At 64.5% G+C, this 17,556-nt stretch carries 19 protein-coding genes; 2 read left to right on the forward strand and 17 right to left on the reverse strand.

Annotation, left to right across the window (positions count from 1 at the left end):
- The first annotated feature begins 58 nt into the window (after positions 1-58).
- Together Q9Q40_05040 and Q9Q40_05045 are read left to right on the forward strand one after the other, a co-directional pair.
- A complete protein-coding gene (locus Q9Q40_05040; protein MDQ7006574.1) occupies positions 59-1,111 on the forward strand; it encodes a GGDEF domain-containing protein in 1,053 nt (350 codons plus the stop codon).
- Positions 1,108-1,698, forward strand: a complete 591-nt coding sequence (locus Q9Q40_05045; GenBank protein MDQ7006575.1) for a PilZ domain-containing protein — start codon at positions 1,108-1,110, stop codon at positions 1,696-1,698. Before Q9Q40_05040 ends, Q9Q40_05045 begins: the two co-directional genes overlap by 4 nt.
- Before the next feature lie 67 nt (positions 1,699-1,765).
- Here Q9Q40_05045 and Q9Q40_05050 read toward each other — a convergent pair whose 3' ends face one another.
- From Q9Q40_05050 to Q9Q40_05130, 17 genes are all read right to left on the reverse strand, one after another.
- Complete coding sequence (locus Q9Q40_05050; GenBank protein MDQ7006576.1) at positions 1,766-2,218, reverse strand: PTS sugar transporter subunit IIA; 453 nt, start codon at positions 2,216-2,218, stop codon at positions 1,766-1,768.
- Positions 2,215-3,696, reverse strand: a complete 1,482-nt coding sequence (locus tag Q9Q40_05055; protein ID MDQ7006577.1) for an NADH-quinone oxidoreductase subunit N — start codon at positions 3,694-3,696, stop codon at positions 2,215-2,217. The genes Q9Q40_05050 and Q9Q40_05055 overlap by 4 nt, the downstream gene beginning before the upstream one ends.
- 12 nt (positions 3,697-3,708) lie before the next feature.
- Positions 3,709-5,862, reverse strand: coding sequence for an NADH-quinone oxidoreductase subunit L (gene nuoL / locus Q9Q40_05060; GenBank protein MDQ7006578.1), 2,154 nt, complete (start codon positions 5,860-5,862; stop codon positions 3,709-3,711).
- A 25-nt stretch (positions 5,863-5,887) separates the two neighbouring features.
- Positions 5,888-6,211 carry an NADH-quinone oxidoreductase subunit NuoK gene (gene nuoK, locus Q9Q40_05065; GenBank protein MDQ7006579.1) on the reverse strand — a complete coding sequence of 108 codons (324 nt, stop codon included), beginning with the start codon at positions 6,209-6,211 and terminating at the stop codon, positions 5,888-5,890.
- A gap of 3 nt (positions 6,212-6,214) precedes the next feature.
- Positions 6,215-6,751, reverse strand: coding sequence for an NADH-quinone oxidoreductase subunit J (locus tag Q9Q40_05070; GenBank protein ID MDQ7006580.1), 537 nt, complete (start codon positions 6,749-6,751; stop codon positions 6,215-6,217).
- Positions 6,748-7,791: an NADH-quinone oxidoreductase subunit NuoH gene (nuoH, locus tag Q9Q40_05075; GenBank protein MDQ7006581.1), complete on the reverse strand. Its 1,044-nt coding sequence runs from the start codon at positions 7,789-7,791 to the stop codon at positions 6,748-6,750. The genes Q9Q40_05070 and nuoH overlap by 4 nt, the downstream gene beginning before the upstream one ends.
- 13 nt (positions 7,792-7,804) lie before the next feature.
- Positions 7,805-9,454, reverse strand: coding sequence for a 2Fe-2S iron-sulfur cluster-binding protein (locus Q9Q40_05080; GenBank protein ID MDQ7006582.1), 1,650 nt, complete (start codon positions 9,452-9,454; stop codon positions 7,805-7,807).
- A 17-nt stretch (positions 9,455-9,471) separates the two neighbouring features.
- On the reverse strand, positions 9,472-10,752 hold the full coding sequence (gene nuoF, locus Q9Q40_05085; protein MDQ7006583.1) for an NADH-quinone oxidoreductase subunit NuoF: 1,281 nt from the start codon (positions 10,750-10,752) through the stop codon (positions 9,472-9,474).
- A 2-nt stretch (positions 10,753-10,754) separates the two neighbouring features.
- A complete protein-coding gene (locus tag Q9Q40_05090) occupies positions 10,755-11,234 on the reverse strand; it encodes an NAD(P)H-dependent oxidoreductase subunit E (GenBank protein ID MDQ7006584.1) in 480 nt (159 codons plus the stop codon).
- A 53-nt stretch (positions 11,235-11,287) separates the two neighbouring features.
- On the reverse strand, positions 11,288-12,490 hold the full coding sequence (gene nuoD, locus Q9Q40_05095) for an NADH dehydrogenase (quinone) subunit D (GenBank protein MDQ7006585.1): 1,203 nt from the start codon (positions 12,488-12,490) through the stop codon (positions 11,288-11,290).
- Between the two features lie 55 nt (positions 12,491-12,545).
- Positions 12,546-13,037 carry an NADH-quinone oxidoreductase subunit C gene (locus Q9Q40_05100; protein ID MDQ7006586.1) on the reverse strand — a complete coding sequence of 164 codons (492 nt, stop codon included), beginning with the start codon at positions 13,035-13,037 and terminating at the stop codon, positions 12,546-12,548.
- Between the two features lie 2 nt (positions 13,038-13,039).
- Entirely contained in the window at positions 13,040-13,417 is a 378-nt protein-coding gene (gene ndhC / locus Q9Q40_05105) for an NADH-quinone oxidoreductase subunit A (GenBank protein ID MDQ7006587.1), read from the reverse strand.
- A gap of 266 nt (positions 13,418-13,683) precedes the next feature.
- On the reverse strand, positions 13,684-14,934 hold the full coding sequence (locus Q9Q40_05110) for a tetratricopeptide repeat protein (protein ID MDQ7006588.1): 1,251 nt from the start codon (positions 14,932-14,934) through the stop codon (positions 13,684-13,686).
- A gap of 280 nt (positions 14,935-15,214) precedes the next feature.
- Complete coding sequence (locus Q9Q40_05115; GenBank protein MDQ7006589.1) at positions 15,215-15,943, reverse strand: energy transducer TonB; 729 nt, start codon at positions 15,941-15,943, stop codon at positions 15,215-15,217.
- A 10-nt stretch (positions 15,944-15,953) separates the two neighbouring features.
- Positions 15,954-16,448, reverse strand: a complete 495-nt coding sequence (locus tag Q9Q40_05120) for a biopolymer transporter ExbD (GenBank protein ID MDQ7006590.1) — start codon at positions 16,446-16,448, stop codon at positions 15,954-15,956.
- 11 nt (positions 16,449-16,459) lie between these two features.
- Positions 16,460-16,906: a biopolymer transporter ExbD gene (locus Q9Q40_05125; GenBank protein MDQ7006591.1), complete on the reverse strand. Its 447-nt coding sequence runs from the start codon at positions 16,904-16,906 to the stop codon at positions 16,460-16,462.
- 12 nt (positions 16,907-16,918) lie between these two features.
- Complete coding sequence (locus Q9Q40_05130; protein ID MDQ7006592.1) at positions 16,919-17,551, reverse strand: MotA/TolQ/ExbB proton channel family protein; 633 nt, start codon at positions 17,549-17,551, stop codon at positions 16,919-16,921.
- Between the last annotated feature and the right edge of the window lie 5 nt (positions 17,552-17,556).

Raw genomic sequence — 17,556 nt, forward strand, 5'->3', positions numbered from 1 at the left:
CGGGCCGGAACGAACCAACTTTGATCAGGAAGACCCTGAAGGAGCAAGAGTTAGACCCATGGCCAACAAGGCTTCACAAGTCCATGAACAGCAGTGTTCGATTCGTCACCCGGTGGCCGATTCCTCGACACAGGGGCGGATTCCGGCCACTGGCGGGGCTCCCGCCCCGGTTTCAGGAGAACTCCTCGGCCGCCTGGCGCGCTGCCTGGCCCTCGAAGAACTCGAAGAAATGGTGATCGAGGTCCTTCGTAGCCGGGTGCCGGAACGCACCCTGCTGGTCAACCTGGCCTCTCCCGCCACTGAACCCCGGCGGCTGGCGGAACCCGGACGCCCCACCCGCCCCTGGCCGGCACGGCGCCGGATCCCCCCTCTGCTGGCGGTGCCCATTCAGGACCAGGAGGAGGTGCTGGGCTGGATCGCCGTGGTGGATGACGGCAATGATGACGAGAGGTCCACGCGGAAGGCCCGGGCCGCCCTGCGGGAAATCGCCGCCGCGGCCGGCATCCCCACGCGCAACGCCCACGTGCACGGGGAAGCCCTTGCGCTGGCCCTGCGGGACCCCCTGACCGGGCTGTTCAACCGCCGGGCCTTCGAGGCCTTCATCGAACGAGAATCCCAGGGTGCCCTTCGCAGCGGGCGCCCGCTGACCTTGATCCTGATCGATCTCGACGATTTCAAACCGATCAACGATCGCTTCGGGCATCCCGCCGGGGACGCCCTTCTGGCCTCCGTGGCGGGCGTTCTGCTGTCGAACCTGCGACGCTCCGATATCGTCGCCCGTATCGGCGGCGATGAATTCGCCGTACTTTTGCCAGAAACCGGCCTCGACGCCGGGGTCAAGCTGGCACGTCGCCTGAGGAACGCCTTGGCCAGGGCAAAAATAAGGCAAAATGATGGCGATCCCCTCCTGCGAGCCCGGGGCAGCTTCGGCGTGGCCGAACTGGAGAACTCCGGCGGCGGGGCTCAAGGACTGGTGGAGGCCGCCGACCGCGCTCTCTATTCAGCCAAGCGTCGCGGAGGCCACCGGGTCCACCGCGGCCAGGGCCGCCGGCGCCAGGATCGCGCCTCCCGCCTCCACCCCACCGCCAGGAAACAGGAGAGCAACCCATGACTATCAGCGACACCTCCCGCTCCTTCGCCCGTGTGGACGTGCGCATTCCCGTGCGCCTGCAAATCCTCGATGCCCAGCAGGCGGCCGAGCTCGCCGAGCGGCTCGAGATGGAGCCCACTTATGCCCAGAAGCTCTCCATCGACCACCCGGGTCGCGAAGCACGCAGCAGTTGGGAGCGGCTGGCTCTCTATACCCTGATCGAGCGGCTCGAGAAGCTCGAACGGGGCCTCGAGAAGATCGCGGACAACCTGGGCGTGTCGCTGGCCGATGGCCCCGAATGGATCGAGGGAGAAACGGTGAGTCTCTCGGGATCGGGTGCCGGACTCAGGCTGCCCCGCAAACTCGAGGAGGGCACACCGGTGGAAGTGGAGTTCACCCTTCTCGGTGAGCCTACGGGAGTCGTCCGCATCCTCGGGCACATCGTCACCCTGGTTCATCCCGACGGCGACCGGCTCCCCGTCGGACGCTATCACCTGGGGGTGGCCTTCGACGCCTTTCACGACGACGACCGGCAGGCCATTATTCGCTACACATTCGCCCAGCAGCGAGCCCAGATTCGAGAGATGCGAGCCGACGAGGATCCTTGACGCCCCCGCGGGAAGTCACCGCCCCCGCGATCTCGGGCGATCCGGCACGCCGCCGAATCCGAGAACGCTACTCCTCGCGCAGCACATCGAGGACTTCCCCGGCGGACCGGGCGGCCAGCAGGCGAGAGATGGCCTGGCGATTCTGGATCAGGCGGGCGATCTGGCCGAGGACCTGGACGTGCTCGGCGGTCGCCTCGGGGGGGCCGAGCAAAACGAAGAAAAGGCGGACCGGCTGACCGTCCCGCGCACCGAAGTCGATGCCCTCGCCGGCCAGCCGGACGACGGCCAGACCGACGCGGTCCGAGTCTTCGCAGCGGGCATGGGGGACGGCCACACCGGGAGCGATAGCCGTGCTCATGATCCTCTCGCGATCGAGCAGCTTGGCCCTGGCGCGCTCAGCCTGGTTCAAGAAACCCGTTCGGGCGAGCGTCTCGGTGACCGCGGTGAACAGACTCTCCGCATCACCGGCTTCCAGGTCGACAAGGACCCAGCGCGGGTCGATGCGTTCGGCGAGACTCACGGCAGGAGGGCGATCCCGACGTGCACCCGGGAAAGCGGACCCAGGACCAACGACGGTGCCACGCCGAGGACGACGGTGCCTGCCACGGCCAGGGCCACCGCCACGGCAGCCGGCAGCGGCACCTTCAGGTTGTCTACGAGGGACCGCTCGGGAGCGCGGAAGAACATGGCGACGATCACCTTAAGATAGTACGCCGCGCCGATCACGGCCGCGACGCCCATCACGACCGCCAGCCCCACGTGCCCCGAACGCACGGCCGCGAGGAAGATCGTGTACTTGCCCACGAAGCCGCCAAGGGGAGGAATGCCCGTCAGTGAGAGCATGAAGACGCCCATCGCGATGGCGAGCAGCGGCCGACGCTGAAAGAGCCCGGAGAAGTGAGAGAGATGGTCGGCATCCTCGCCGTCTTCCTGGAACAGGGAGAGCACCACGAAGGCGCCGACGGTCATGAAGGTATAGACCAGCAGGTAGAACAGCACGTTGGCCGCTCCCACTTCGATCGGCGCGATCAGGCCGAGCAGCAGGTAACCCGCGTGAGCCACCGAGGAGTAGGCCAACAGGCGCTTGAGCCGATCCTGGACCAGCGCCAGCAGATTGCCGACGAGCATCGTAGCCACAGCCAGCACCGACAGGGCCAGCACCCAGCGGGATGAAACCTCCGCGCTACCATCGAAGCCGGTGTGGAGCATGCGCAACAATACGCCGAAAGCCGCGGCCTTCGTCCCCGCGGCCATGAAGGCCGTCACCGGCGTGGGCGCTCCCTGGTAGACGTCGGGCACCCAGAAATGGAAGGGCACGGCCCCCACCTTGAAGGCGAAGGCGACGATGATCAGGGCCAGGCCGGCAAGCAGCATCGGCATACCAAAGACCTCGCCGCTGATCACAGCGCCACCGATGCCCACCAGGTCGAAGCGTCCCGTCACTCCGTATACCAGGGCGATGCCATAAACGAAAAGGGCGGTCGAGAAGGCGCCGAGCAGGAAATACTTCAGCGCCGCCTCCACCGAGCGTTGCTGCCCTCGCACCATCCCGGTCATCACGTAGAGCGCGATGGACAGGACCTCGAGACCGATGAAGATCATCACCAGGTTCTCGGTAGCGACCATGATGGTCATTCCCGTCACGGCGAAGAACATCAACGGGAAGATCTCTCCCCGGTAGGCATCGACGCGTTCGAGGTAGGCCGGGATGACGAGCAGCGCCATCAGGCCCGCCACCGCGAACATGACATCGAGCCACAGGGCCATCGGATCGCAGCGCAGCATCTCCATGCCACCCTGGCCGGCGGTTCCCGTGTAGAGCAGGCTGATCGGCACCAGGGTGCTGACCAGCATTCCTCCGACCGCGATATACCACAGCCAACGTCGATCATCGCGCCGCAGCAGCGGCACACCGATCAACAACAGCAGGCCGTAGACCGCCGGAAAGAGGGTCGGCATCATGGCCCTGAGGTCCAGCATCAGTTCCGTTCCAGCCATCGCCCCGATCCCCTATTTCGTCATCAGCCAGATGACCATCACCGCCCCGGACAGCAGCCACAGCGCGTAGTGGCGCACGATGCCGGTCTGGAACAGCTTGATCACCTGCCCGGAAAGCTCGGACGCCGCCGCGCTGAAATTCACCGCGCCATCGACGACCCGGCGGTCCGTTCCATCGAAAAATCGGCTCAAGGACCAGAAAGGCCCGATGAGAAGACGCTGGTAGGCCTCATCGACAAACCATTTGCGGTACAGCAGTCGCCGCGGATACGCCAGCGCTCGACCCAGCCTCTGCGCACGCTCCCCCAGCCCGCCGTAAGCCCAGGAAGCCATGCCCAGGCCGACCAGGAAGACCAACAGGGCCACACCGAACAGCCCCCACTCGGTACTCAGGGCCGGATGCGCCATACCCTCTCGAAGCACCTCCATGGCCGCACCGTGTCCTGCATCATGGCCATGCTCCCCCACCGGGGCGTGGCCGCCGCCGTGGGCCGCCATGGCCACCACGCCGCGGGCGGCGACGACCGGGTGCAGCTGGTGCTCGAACCAGTTGATATCGCCCAGGCCCAGCAGGTTGCTCACCCCGCCGGGGATCCCGAGAAAACCGACCAGGACGGCGCCGATCGCCAGAACCACGAGCACGCCGGTCATCACACGGGGCGACTCCCCGAGATTCTCGCGCACGTGTTCGGGAGACCGGTTCTCACCGTGGAAGGTCATCCACACGGCACGGAACATGTAGAACGACGTCATCACCGCACCAAGAGTTCCGAACAACCAGAGCCAGAAGGAACCGCGGTAGGAGAAAAGGGAGCGAGCCAGGATCTCGTCCTTGGACATGAAACCCGACAGAAGCGGGAAACCCGTGATCGCGAGAGTCGAGACCAGGAACGTGGCGTAGGTTACCGGCATCCACCGCTTCAGGCCCCCGTAGAGCCGCATGTCGTTGCTGTGACCGCAGCGGGCAATCACGGATCCGGAGCCCAGGAAGAGGCAGGCCTTGAAGAAGGCGTGAGTGACCAGGTGGAAGACGGCCGCCACGAAAGCCCCGACGCCGGCGCCCAGAAACATGTAACCGAGCTGGGAAACCGTGGAATAGGCCAGCACTTTCTTGATGTCGTACTGAGCCATGCCCATCGTCGCCGCGAAGACGGCCGTCAGGCAGCCCACCACGGCCACCACGAACATCGCCCCCGGCGCATGCCAATACAGGGCGGACATCCGGGCCAACATGTAGACGCCGGCCGTGACCATCGTGGCCGCGTGAATCAGAGCCGAGACGGGAGTCGGTCCGGCCATCGCGTCGGGCAGCCAGACGTAGAGCGGCACCTGGGCGCTCTTCCCCGTGGCACCGACGAAGAGCAAAACCCCGATACCGGTAAGCAGGGCCGATCCGTACCAGAAGGCCGAAGAAGCATTGATCGCGGCGGCGATCTCCGAGAAGTCCAGTGTACCGAAGGTCACCACCAGGAGCAGTGCGCCGAGCAAAAAGCCGAAATCGCCGATACGGTTGGTGATGAAGGCCTTGCGCCCGGCGTCGGCACAGGTCAGCCCGCTTTCCTTGTCGAAGACCTGGTCATAGTAGAAGCCGATCAGCAGATAAGAGCAGAGCCCCACGCCTTCCCAGCCGACGAACATCACCAGGATGTTGCCCCCCAGGACGAGGGTCAACATCATCGCCATGAAGAGGTTGAGATAGCAAAAGAAGCGGTAGTAGCCACGCTCCCCGGCCATGTAGCCGATGGAGTAGATGTGAATCAGGGTACCGATGCCGCTGACCACCAGGAGCATCACCAGGGTCAGGGCGTCGACGGCGAGGGTCCAGCCCACGCTGAGGTTGGCTCTCACGCTGCCATCGGGCCCCCAACCCCGCAGGTTGGCCTCACCCAGGGGGAGCCACTCCCAATACGTCACCTCGAAGCGAGCCGGATCGTGCTCGTTGCCCGTCACGACCTCGTAGGCGCTGCCGGCGCCGACAGCGTAATTTTCGAGGCCACCGCTGAAATCGGCGACCACGGCGAGCGTCAAGACGAAGCTCAAGGCCGAGCAGGTCACCGCGATGCGGTGGGCCCACTTGTCCTCCAGCAGCCCCCACGAGCCGAGCAAACCGACCAGCAGGAAACCCGCCAGCGGCGCAAGGGGAATCAGAATCAGGTAAGGAAGCATTGCCTGTATCTCCCCGGGTCGGCGCTCACCACTTCAGCAATCGGGCGAGGTCGATATCGGTGGAACCCTTGAGCCTGAACAGGGCGATCACGATCGCCAGGCCCACTGCCGCCTCCGCGGCGGCGATCGCGAGAACGAAAAGCGCCATCACCTGCCCATCCACCGCGCCGCTCCCACCAACACCCGGCAGCGCGCGGCTGACGGAGACCAGCGCGAGGTTGGCGGAGTTGAGCATGATCTCGATGCACATCAGGATCGTGATCGCACCCCGACGGGTCAGGACGCCGAAGGCTCCGATGGCGAAAAGCAGCGACGAGAGCAACAAGGCTGCGCTGGGAGCGTCGGCCATCACTCAATCCTCCAAATGACGCTTGGCCAGCACGATCGCTCCCGCCATGGCGGAAAGCAGCGCCAGCGATACCAGCTCGAAGGGGTAAAAGTACGCCCCGAAGAGAGCCCGACCCATCCCCGCCGCCGTGCCGAAATCCTCTGCGACGGCGCCCACGGGCGGATCCGGTGCGAAGGAGGTTCCCGCCCGGATCAGCAGCAGCACCAGGGCCAGACCCATGGCGAAGGCGAAAAACATCGGCACCAGGCCGGGCCCTCCCTTCGCCTCGGGCTGCAGATTGAGCAGCATGATGACGAAGATGATCAGGACCATGATGGCGCCGGCGTAGATCAGGACCTGCACCACGGCGAAGAAGTAGGCCTCGAGCAGGGCGTAGAAACCCGCGATCGTCAGCAGGTGCAACACCAGGAACAGACCTTCGACCACGGGGTTGCGGTGCAGCACGACGACCAGCGCGCTACCTGCGGCCAGCACGGCCAGCAGGGCGAAGACCGTCAGCTGCACGGAACCCATCGTTGCCATCACTCCCAGCGCGATCATGAGAACCACTCCGGCTTGAGGATCGCCAGCAGCGCCGCCCAGATCACATTGAGAAAGCCCAGCGGAATCAAGGCTTTCCATCCGACCCGCATCAGCTGATCGAAACGGAAGCGCGGCAGGGTCCAGCGAACCCAGACGAATACCCAGAGGAAAAAGGCCACCTTCAAGGCGAAGCTGGCCACCTGCGCTACGGCCAGCGCGTTACCCGACAGACCGAGCGGCCCGGCAATGAACCCGGGAACCGCGTAACCACCCAGGTAGAGGGTCACCAGCAGGGCGGCCGAAGTGATCATGTTGATGTACTCGGCCATGAAGAACATGGAGAACTTCATCGACGAGTACTCGGTGTGGTAGCCCGCCACCAATTCCGACTCGGCCTCGGGCAGATCGAACGGCAAGCGGTTCGTTTCGGCCAGACCGGCGATCAGCAGCACCACGAAACCGAGAGGCAGGAAGATCGCGAAGGGTAGTTGTCGCGACTGGAGTTCGACGATCTCTCCCAGGTTGAGTGTACCCGCCAGGACGAGTACGGCGATGACGCCCAGGCCCAGAGAGAGTTCGTAGGAAATCATTTGAGCCGAGGCGCGCAGGCCGCCGAGCTGCGAATACTTGTTGTTCGAAGCCCAGCCCGCCAGGATGATGCCGTAGACGCCCAGCCCGCTGGCGGCGAGCAGCAAGAGCACCCCGGCGTCGATGTCGGCGATGACCAGCGGGATCTCCCGGCCCGAAATCTCCAGCACGCCACCGAAGGGAATGACCGCAAAGGCCATCAAGGCGCAAAACAGCGAAACCGCGGGCGCCAGGATGAAGGTCGGCTTGTGCACGAAGGGCGGCAGGATATCTTCCTTGAAGAAGAATTTGATGCCGTCGGCCATGGGCTGCAGCAATCCGAAGGGGCCCACCCGATTGGGGCCGCGGCGCAACTGGATCAGCGCCGAGCCTCGTCTTTCGACCCAGGTCAGCAAGGCCACGCTGACCTGCAGCAAGCCGACGACGACCGCCACCTTGGCGACCGCTCCGATGACGATGACGAGATCCACTGTGAACCTCTCCTCAGAGCTTCCAGCCGGAAGCCAGCATGCGCGCTGCCGCGCCCGTAGCCGGACAAGCCTGGTCGGCGGCCTGGCAGCCGGCGGCGTCCTGCCCCTCGGAACCCGGCAGGGCTTTCCACTCGATCCCGGCGAGATCCGGCACGCTTTCGGCGATATGGGCCGCCACTTCCGCCGGCGCGGGAGCCTTCCTCGAACCCAGCGAATCGAAGAGATCAGCCAGCACCATGGAGGCCGGCCGCACCGTCGCGGTAGGCAACAAGGCCTTCTCCGCGTGCTGCACCCGACCCGCGAAATTGACCCATGTCCCGCCACTCTCCGCGTAGCTGCAGACCGGCAGCAATACCTGGGCGGCAGCGGAAAGCGGGGAGGCGTAAGCATCGAGCACGATCACGCGGGATGCGTGACCGAGCGCCTCGCCATCGATGACGTCATCCTCGTCGTCGACAGGCCCCAACAGTCCGGGACCCAGGGCCAGCAGCACATCGATCTTCCCCGCACGCAGTTCCTCTTCGAGGGCCTCCACCCGGCCAAAACCACCAGCCACGGCGTCGAGAACCATCTCGGCGCCCCGGGCATTGGGCGAGCGGTCGGAGCGAATCAGTAACTCGTCATTCTCGCCCCGCTCGTGCCGGGGCAGGTAGACCCGAGCGCCTCCCAACGGCCCCATGGCCAGTTGCGCCAGCAGGTAGATCTCCTCCACGGTCGCCCGCGGACTGGCCAGTAACGCCACCTTGCCCCCGGGGGCCGCGGAAGAGAGAGCGGCGGAGGCCGCCGCCAGAGCCGCTTCCCAGTCGCCTTCCTGATCACCGGAACGGGGAACACCCAGCCTCCGGTCGCGCGCCTCGGCGAGGCGCCGATTCCACAACCGCCCCTCGTCACAGATCCACCAGCGATTCACCGCATGGTTGGTACGGGGGGTGATGCGGTAGATCTCGTTGCGCAGCGTACCGAGGTCGACCGAGCAGCCGCGGGCGCACCCCGGGCAGACCGAAGGCACGTCCGTGACGAACCAGACGCGCGAACGGAACCGGAATTCCTTGAGGGTCAACGCCCCGACCGGACAGATGTCCACCACGTTGCCCGAGTAGGGATTGGCCAGTTCGCGGCCGGGGAAGACGCCGATTTCCTCACGCACGCCTCGCAGGAACATGCCTAATTCGCCCGTCTTGGGCACTTCCTCGCAGAACCGGATGCAGCGGGTGCACTTGATGCAACGTTCCCAGTCGAAGAGCACGTGGGGCCCCAGGTCGCGTCGCTTGGGCCCGTGCTCTTTCTCCTCGACGAAGCGGGTCGTGGGGGCGCCGTGCCGGTAGGAATACTCCTGCAAGCGACACTCGCCGGCCTGATCGCAGATCGGACAGTCGAGAGGGTGATTGATCAGCAGGAACTCCATCACCGACTCCCGCCAGCCCTGTACCTTTTCCGACTCGGTACTGACCACCATGCCGTCGGAGACGACCGTGTTGCAGGCAATGGCGGGCTTCGGGAACTTCTCGACTTCCACCAGGCAGATCCGGCAATTACCCGCAATACTCAGGCCCGGGTGATAGCAGTAGTGGGGAATATCGATCCCATGGGCGAGAGCCGCCTGAAGGATCGTCGTTCCCTCCGGGACGGTCAGCTCGCGGTCGTTGATCGTGAAGGTCGGCATCGTCGTCGCCCTGCTCGTCAGCCGGCCGCCACCGCGGAGCGGCCGTGCTGGATGTAGTGCTCGAACTCGTCGCGGAACTTGGAGATGAAAGAGCGGGCCGGCATCGCCGCCGCGTCGGCCAGCGGACAGATCGTCGTTCCCTGCATGTGACCCGCCACCGAGTCGAGAAGATCGAGGTCCTCGGGCCGGCCTTCTCCCCGCAGGATGCGCTGGAAGATCTTCTCCAGCCAAGGTGTTCCCTCGCGGCACGGTGTGCACTGGCCGCAGGATTCGTGCGCATAGAAATGCGCGATCCGAGCCATCACCTTGACCATGTCGGTGGTGTGATCCATCACCATCACCGCCGATGATCCCAGCATCGAACCGCGTTCGGCCACGGCGTCGTAGTCCATCGGCAGATCCTGACACTCGTCGGCCCGCAGCACCGGCACCGAGGAGCCGCCGGGGATCACGGCCTTCAACCGGCTGCCGTCCCGCAGCAGACCGCCGCAGTGCTCTTCGATGATTTCCATCAACGGTGTCGAAATCGGCAGTTCGTAGACACCGGGACGTTTGACATGCCCCGACACGCAGTAGAGCTTGGGCCCCGTGTTGCGCTCGTTACGGCCAATGCCCGCAAACCACTCCGGACCGCGCTCGATGATCACCGGCAGGTTGGCCAGAGTCTCCACGTTGTTGATCGTCGTGGGACAACCATAGAGGCCGGCCTGGGCGGGAAAGGGAGGCTTCAGCCGTGGGTTGCCGCGGCCGCCCTCGAGAGAATCCATCAGCGCCGTTTCCTCGCCGCAGATGTAAGCACCGGCTCCCCGGTGCACCACCACGTCGCAATCCCAGCCCGAGCCGAGGATGTTCTTGCCCACCAGCCCCGCGGCCCGGGCCTCCTCCACCGCCCGCTCGAGGACCTGCGCCCCGAGGGTGTATTCCCCCCGGATGTAAATGAAGGCGCACGAGCAACGCATGGCGAACGAGGAGATCAAGCATCCTTCGATCAGCAGGTGAGGGTCTTCCTCGATAATCACGCGGTCCTTGAAGGTTCCCGGCTCCGACTCGTCGGCATTGCAAATCAGGTAGCTGGGACGTTCCGGCGTGGGTTCCTTGGGCATGAAAGACATCTTCACCCCGGTGGGGAAGCCGGCACCGCCTCGGCCCCGCAAACCCGAGGCCTTGACCTTTTCGATGATCTCCCCCGGGTCCATCTTGACCGCCGCTTCGAGGGATTTGTAGGCGCCGTGCCGCCGGGCCACATCGAGCGTGCGAGAACCCTCGATACCGACGAGCCGCGTGAGGACCTTGTCCATGGCTACTCCACCAACACCCGGCAGGGACCCGGTCCAGGTTCGGGCCGTTCCCCGCGCTCGAGGGCGTCGAGCAGGGCATCGACCCGCTCGATGTCGAGATCTTCGTAGTAGTCGTCGTTGACTTGCATCATGGGAGCTGTGCCGCAGGAACCCAGACACTCCACCGTGACCAGGGTGAAGGTCCCGTCCGCGGTGGTCTCGCCTTCCTCGATGCCCAACCGCTTCTTGATGTGCTCGAGCACGTTGTCGCAACCGCGCAACATGCACGACACCGTCGTGCAGAGCTGCAGCAGATAACGCCCCTGCTTCGCGGTGCGGTACATGGTGTAGAAGGTGGTCACGCCGTGCACGTAGGCCGGTGTCAGGCCCAGGCGCCGGGCGATCCAAGCCTCGGCCTCGGGGCTGACGAAGCCCTCCTCTTCCTGCACCATGTGCAGCAACGGCATCACGGCGCCCCGCGGCTGGGGGTACCGCGCCACCATCTGATCGACCTTCTTCTCAAAAGCCTCGCCAAACACTCTCGGCTCCTCGATCGCTAGCGGTCGACCTCGCCCATCACGGGGTCGAGGCTGCCGATGATGGCCACCACGTCGGCCACCATGTGGCCCAGCGCCATCTTCTCTACGGATTGAAGGTTGACAAAGGCTCCGGCCCGAATGCGACAGCGGTAGGCCGCGGGGCCCCCGTCGCTGACGATGTAGAACCCCAGCTCTCCCTTGGGCGCCTCGATGGCGTGGTAGACCTCGCCCTTGGGGGGCTGGATGCCTTCGGTGAGAATGATGAAATGATGGATCAGGTCCTCCATCGACGTCAGGACCTTCTCTTTCGGCGGCAGGACGACCTTCGGCGCGTCGGCGTTGATCGGCCCGTCGGGAATCTTCTTCAAGGCCTGCCGGATGATCCGCGAACTCTGGCGCATCTCCTCGATGCGCACCAGGTAGCGGTCGTAGGTGTCACCCACCGTGCCTACGGGAATCTCGAAGTCGTAGTCCGGGTACGAGAGATAGGGTTGGGCGCGCCGCAGGTCCCACTCCACCCCGGAGGCCCGCAGCACCGGTCCGCTGAGGCTCATCGCGATGGCTTCCTCGGCGCTCATCACGCCGATGTCGCGAGTCCGGTCGACCCAGATCCGGTTGCGGGTCAGCAGACCTTCGCACTCGTCGTAGATCTTGACGACCTTTTCGTTCCACTCCCCCACTTCGGCGAGCCACTCGGCGCTGGCGTCGCGGGCCATCCCGCCGATGCGAATCGTCGAGGTCGTCAGCCGCGCACCGGTGAGTTTTTCGAAGAGGTCGTAGAGGTACTCACGCTGCTGGAAGGTGTAGAAGAAGACGGTCATCGCACCCAGGTCGAGAGCATGGGTGCCCAGCCACAGCAGGTGCGCCGAAATGCGGGCCATCTCGCAGAGAATCACCCGCAGATCCTTGCAGCGCTCGGGGACCTCGATGCCCAGCAGTTTTTCAACGGCCAGGGCGTACGCCGTGTTGTTCGAGATCGGCGCCAGGTAATCCATCCGATCGGTCCAGGTCATGAACTGCTGCCAGGTCTTGTTCTCGGCGATCTTCTCGAATCCACGGTGCAGATAGCCCAGGTCGGGCTTGCAGCTCTTGACGACCTCGCCGTCGAGTTCGAGAACGAGGCGCAGCACCCCGTGGGTCGCGGGATGGCTCGGCCCCATATTGATCGTGATTCGCTCGCTGTCTTCGTCCGGTGGCAGCCGGTAGACCGGTTCGCTCATCGTCGTTGTCCATTCCGCGGCCGGGTGCGGGAGAAACGGCCCCCGGCCGGTGCTGTCAGCACTTGAGAGGGAATTCCTTGCGCAGCGGCCAACCTTCGAAGTCGTCGGGCATCAGGATGCGCCGCAAGTCCGGATGCCCCTCGAAGGTCACGCCGAACATGTCGTAGCACTCGCGCTCGAGCCAGTTCGCGCCGGGCCAGAGCTCGACTACCGAAGGAAGAGTCGCTTCCGGCCCGAGGCGCGTTTTGACCCGCAGCCGTGTATGGCGCCCGAAGGAATAGAGGTGGTAGACGATCTCGAAGGGCTGGGCGTCGGCCGGCCAGTGCACCGCCGTGACGTCGGTCAGAAAATCGTAGCCACACTCGGGGTCGTCACGCAGGAAGGCCAGCACGTCGAGCAGCGCCTCGACGGGCACGACCAGGGTGGTCTGGCCGCGGAAACTCTGCGCGCCGATCTCGACCTCGCCGAAAGCCTCTCGCAGACGCTCGAGACTCCCGCCCTCGTCCCACAGGGACGGCGCATGCGCCGCCGTGTTTTCGCCGCCCATTCTCAGCGGTCCCATTCCAGGGCGCCGCGGCCCCAGACGTAGATGAATCCAACGATCAGAATGCCCAGGAAGACCATCATCTCGAAGAAGACGAAGAGTCCGCGCCCGGACAACACCTGCTGCTTGAGTTCCACCGCCCAGGGGTAGAGGAAAACGGCTTCGATGTCGAAGACGATGAAGAGCATCGCCACCAGGTAGAATTTGAGGGAAAAGCGCCCCCGGGCCGAAGTGAAGGGCTGGACGCCGCATTCGTAGGGCGTCATGTCGGTCCGCCGTCGACGGCGCGCCGGCCCCGCGATGGCGGAAACCGTCAGCATCCCCGCGGGGGTGGCCACCGCGGCGGCAAAGAGCACGAGCAGGGCAATGGTTGTCTGGTCCACTCTTGCGCCTCCGGAAGTCTGATCGAACCTCCCGACGCCAACTCGGGGTGGAAATGCGCGAAATCGAAGAGGGCAGGGACGGGGATGCTAGCAACCCCCCGGGGGGGTGTCAACGAGGATTCAAACCAAACCGTAAGCCGGCTGCGGCAAAACCGGGGATGGCCCCTGAATAACCGGCCAATCTCTCCCCATAAGCCGCGGCCCCGGCTGCCACGCCGGGGCCGCGAGGAGCTTCGAGAACGGAGCGAAGCCGGTCGCCCGGCGAGCTAGCTCCCGCCCCCGCTCTTTTTCTTCTCGCCCTGGAGGGCCTTCCACCGTTCGAGCCGCTTGCGTTCCTCTTCCGCGGCCCGCTCGGCGGCCGCCTTTTCCGCCGCCACGCGCTGGGCATCGGCGTCGACGGCGTCATTCTGACGCTTGGCCTCGATGCCCTTCCGGGCGATCTGCTTCTGCTGCCGGGCCCACTTGTCGCCGGCCTTGATCGCCAGGGCCTTGTCCGCGGCGGCTATCGCCTTGCCATAGAGGGCCTCCTGCCGGGACTTGTCGGCATTCTTGGCCTTCTTGTTGTAGGCGAAGGCGATCTTGCCATAGGCCGCATGGCTTTTCGGGTCGCAGGTAGCCGCCTTGCCGGCCCATTCGATCACCGCATCCCAGTCGGCCAGCTGCTGGTAGGCGGTGGCGATATTCATCATCGCGTTGCAGCTCTTGGGCTTCAGCTCGAGTCCCTTGCGGAACTCGGCGATGGCCTTCTTGTAGTCTTCGGCCCCCAACAGGGCGGCCCCGTTGAGCTCGTGAGCCTTGACCTTATCCTTGGCGATGGGGATCAACTTCGCCGCGTAGGCAGCCGCCTGCTTGTAGATCGCTTTCTTCCGGGCCTTGTCCTTCGTCCTGCGGGCACGCTCGACCGTGGCCCGAACCAGCAGGCTCTGGGTCGCCTCATCGGTGGCCTTGAGCTTGAGAGCCTTGGTCGCGGCGTCTTTCAGGCAGTCGTAGTCGTTGATCTGGTAGCACGCCCGCGCCAGGTTGGAGGCTACCTGGTGATGGCCCCCGGGATTGGCCTGCTTGAGGTCCTCGGCAGCCCGGCTGTAATCCTTGGTACTGACCAGAGCCAGGCCCCTGAGGCGATGCAGCAGGGTCTTTTGCCGCTCCGAAGTGGCCAGATCCTCCGCCTGATCGAGGACGTTGATCGTCTCGGTGTACTTCCGCAGCGCCATCAGTGTCTGAGCCAGATTCAGGTGATAGTTGAATTTCCCCGGATCCAGATCGGCCGCCTTGCGGAACTGGGGCTCGGCGTCCCGGTATTTCTTGAGCTTCAAATAGCAGTTGCCCAGCATGTAGTAGGCGTAGGCATACTCGGGAGCGTTGGCGATCACGCCTTCCCATTCAGCCGCTGACTCCACGTATTTGCCCTGTTTGAAGTACGCCAAACCGGCATCGTAGTCGGCCATCACGGGTGCCATGGCCAGCGCCAGCAAGGCCACCGTGGCCAGCAGAATTTTGGACGCGCCGTCAAATCTCATCGTCAAGCTCCTCCGGGCGGTCCGGCTTGACCGCTCCTGGGTCCCTGCCATTCAGTCTGCCCTCTTTCACTCCATGGCGCACGCCAGCGAGGAGTCCGCACGCGGTGGAGGCGTCGCATGGACGATATAACAACAAAAGCAAAACTAACACGAACTTCCGCGTGGATAGCGCAGCGGATGCGCCCCAGGCTCTGGACGCCCGTCACCGGATACGGCGCCCGACACGAGAGGGGGGCAGGCCGCCGGGCCCGCCCCTTGGAACCTTCCCCTGAAGACGAACCTACTCGATGGTGAAGTTGACGACGACGGTGATGAACACATCCACCGGACGGCCATTCTGCCGAGCGGGATGGTAGCGCCACTGGCTGACCGCGTTGATCGCCGCCTCGGAAAAACCGAGGTTCGCCGCCGGCTCCTTGAAGACCTGGATGTCTCCCACGGTTCCGTCCTTGCGGACCACGACCTGGAGAATCACCTTGCCCTGGATCCTCGCCCGGCGCGCCAGTTCGGGGAACTCCGGCTCGACCTTGGTTTCCGGAATCAATTCGGGATCCGTCACGCCGGCGACTCCCGGCATCAGCGGCCCGGTGGCCGGAGGCGGCTCGGGCTCGCCGATCAGAATTTCGACATCGGGATCGATCGGCGGAGGATCAGGATCCGGCTCCGGCTCGATGATCGGTTCCGGCTCCTCGGGCGTGGGATCGGGCAGCGGCACCTTTTTGACCAGCTTGCGCTCGATCTTCTTGCGCTGCTTCTGCGGCGGCGGCGGCGGCGTGTAGCGCCGGACCATCATCACCTTGCGCGTGTTCTTCGGCGCCTGAATCTGGTACTTGATCTCGGGGAAGGTGATGATGAAGAGGATCAGGTGGAGCACGACCGCAATGAGGATGAAGGGGTAGTTCTTTTTCAGCCCCGAATCCTCGAAGTGCTCCTGGAGGAAAACCTCGCTGGGCAAGGAGGGCTGCGAGGAGGCAGGCGCCGCGGCTGGTTTCTTCGACTGATCGGCCATGTCGACTCCCCTACTGCTCCTCGAACGGATTGATCCCGAACAGGGCGATGTACTGCTGAATCTCCCGGTTGGTGGGAATCGAGATGTTCGGCAGCTTGCTCAGGCCCAAGCCTCCCCGTTCCGGCGGTAGCGTGGTCTTCTGCAACTCGTCGTAGACCGTGACCATGGCCTTGTAGGGAGCCTGGCGCCGCGCGTAGAGAATGATCGGTTTTTCCGGCCAGCGCTCGAGCTTCGGACCGATGTACGGCATGATGTCCTCCCGTACCGCGGGCCTTCCATCCATCAGGAAGGAACCGTCCTCGAGCACCTTGAAGAAAATCGCCTCCTCTTTCTCCGTGGAAGGAGGCGTCTGGTCATCGGAGGGCAGCTTGAAATCCAGGCCCTTGGTCGCCGAGAAGACCGTGGTGACCATGAAGAAGATGATCAGCAGGAAGGCGATGTCCGCCATCGAGGACGAGGTGATCTCGGCGTCCATCTTGGTGGCTTTGTCGGTGAGCTTACCCATGACCTCCCCTCCTAATCCACGTCATTGACCGTGCGCTGCTCGGTCAGCAGGACGACATTCTCGACGCCGGCCTGGCGCAGAATGTCGAGCGCGGTGTCGATATCTTCGTAGGGGGTGTCGGATTCCGCCTTGATCACGAAGGGCTTGCCCGGATCCCGGGCCGCGACGGCGTTGACTTCCGCCTCGAGCAGGGTCACGTCAGCCACCGGCCGGGACATCTGCTCCCCGTCCGAGAACTTGTAACTGAACAAACCCGCCGCATCCTTCGCGACCACCACGTAGGCCGAGCCTTTCGGCACCTCGTTGCGCACCGTGGACTTGGGGAGCTTGACCCGCGTCCGATCCACGTCGAACTTGGTGGTGACCATGAAGAAGATGATCAGCAGAAAGGCGATGTCCGCCATCGAAGCGGTGGGGATATTGGCCGGAATCGCTTTGCTGCGCTTGATAAAGGCCATCGTCGCCTCCGGCTAGGCCTTCACCTGGTCGTGCGTCTCGAGAATGATGTTGGCGGTGGTCTCCAGCTCACGGATGTAGCCGGCGATTTTCGTCGTGTAGAAGTTGTAGAACGGCAGGGTGAAGACGGCCACGATCAGACCACCGGCGGTGGTGATCAGCGCCACGGAGATACCCTTGGCCACCTTGCCCGGGTTGTTCAGACCTTCCCTGGCGATCACGTCGAAGGACTGGATCATGCCGACGACGGTACCGAGGAAGCCGATGATCGGCGCGATGTTGGAGATCAGGGCGAGCACCCACAGCCAGCGTTCGAGGCGGGCGATCTCGTGCAGCGCCGCGTTCTCGAGCAGCTTCTCGAGCTCTTCCCGACTGGCGTCCCAGCGCAGGATGGCGGCCTTGACCATCGCGGAGGTGGGGCCCTTGTACTCGTCGCAAGCCTTGAGCGCAGCGTCCGTCTTGCCCTCGGACACCAGGCGACGCACCTTGCCCACCATTTCGGCGGTCTTGGTGCGGGCACGGACGTAGAGCGTAAAGCCGCGCTCGAGGATCACGATCAGGCCGATGATCGAAAGGATGAGCAGCGGCCACATCACCGGACCGCCCTGCTTGAAATAACCGACGAGAGTTCCACCAATAGCCAGCACGATCA

This window comes from Acidobacteriota bacterium, from assembly GCA_030949985.1.
In the GTDB taxonomy this organism is placed as follows: Bacteria; Acidobacteriota; Polarisedimenticolia; order J045; family J045; genus JALTMS01.

Coding starts and splice junctions, on each gene's coding strand:
- Q9Q40_05040 (MDQ7006574.1), top strand. CDS start 59: ATGGCCAACAAGGCTTCACAAGTCCATGAACAGCAGTGTTCGATTCGT.
- Q9Q40_05045 (MDQ7006575.1), top strand. CDS start 1,108: ATGACTATCAGCGACACCTCCCGCTCCTTCGCCCGTGTGGACGTGCGC.
- Q9Q40_05055 (MDQ7006577.1), bottom strand. CDS start 3,696: ATGGCTGGAACGGAACTGATGCTGGACCTCAGGGCCATGATGCCGACC.
- nuoL (MDQ7006578.1), bottom strand. CDS start 5,862: ATGCTTCCTTACCTGATTCTGATTCCCCTTGCGCCGCTGGCGGGTTTC.
- nuoK (MDQ7006579.1), bottom strand. CDS start 6,211: ATGGCCGACGCTCCCAGCGCAGCCTTGTTGCTCTCGTCGCTGCTTTTC.
- Q9Q40_05070 (MDQ7006580.1), bottom strand. CDS start 6,751: ATGATCGCGCTGGGAGTGATGGCAACGATGGGTTCCGTGCAGCTGACG.
- Q9Q40_05080 (MDQ7006582.1), bottom strand. CDS start 9,454: ATGCCGACCTTCACGATCAACGACCGCGAGCTGACCGTCCCGGAGGGA.
- nuoF (MDQ7006583.1), bottom strand. CDS start 10,752: ATGGACAAGGTCCTCACGCGGCTCGTCGGTATCGAGGGTTCTCGCACG.
- Q9Q40_05090 (MDQ7006584.1), bottom strand. CDS start 11,234: ATGGTGGCGCGGTACCCCCAGCCGCGGGGCGCCGTGATGCCGTTGCTG.
- nuoD (MDQ7006585.1), bottom strand. CDS start 12,490: ATGAGCGAACCGGTCTACCGGCTGCCACCGGACGAAGACAGCGAGCGA.
- Q9Q40_05100 (MDQ7006586.1), bottom strand. CDS start 13,037: ATGGGCGGCGAAAACACGGCGGCGCATGCGCCGTCCCTGTGGGACGAG.
- Q9Q40_05110 (MDQ7006588.1), bottom strand. CDS start 14,934: ATGAGATTTGACGGCGCGTCCAAAATTCTGCTGGCCACGGTGGCCTTG.
- Q9Q40_05115 (MDQ7006589.1), bottom strand. CDS start 15,943: ATGGCCGATCAGTCGAAGAAACCAGCCGCGGCGCCTGCCTCCTCGCAG.
- Q9Q40_05120 (MDQ7006590.1), bottom strand. CDS start 16,448: ATGGGTAAGCTCACCGACAAAGCCACCAAGATGGACGCCGAGATCACC.
- Q9Q40_05125 (MDQ7006591.1), bottom strand. CDS start 16,906: ATGGCCTTTATCAAGCGCAGCAAAGCGATTCCGGCCAATATCCCCACC.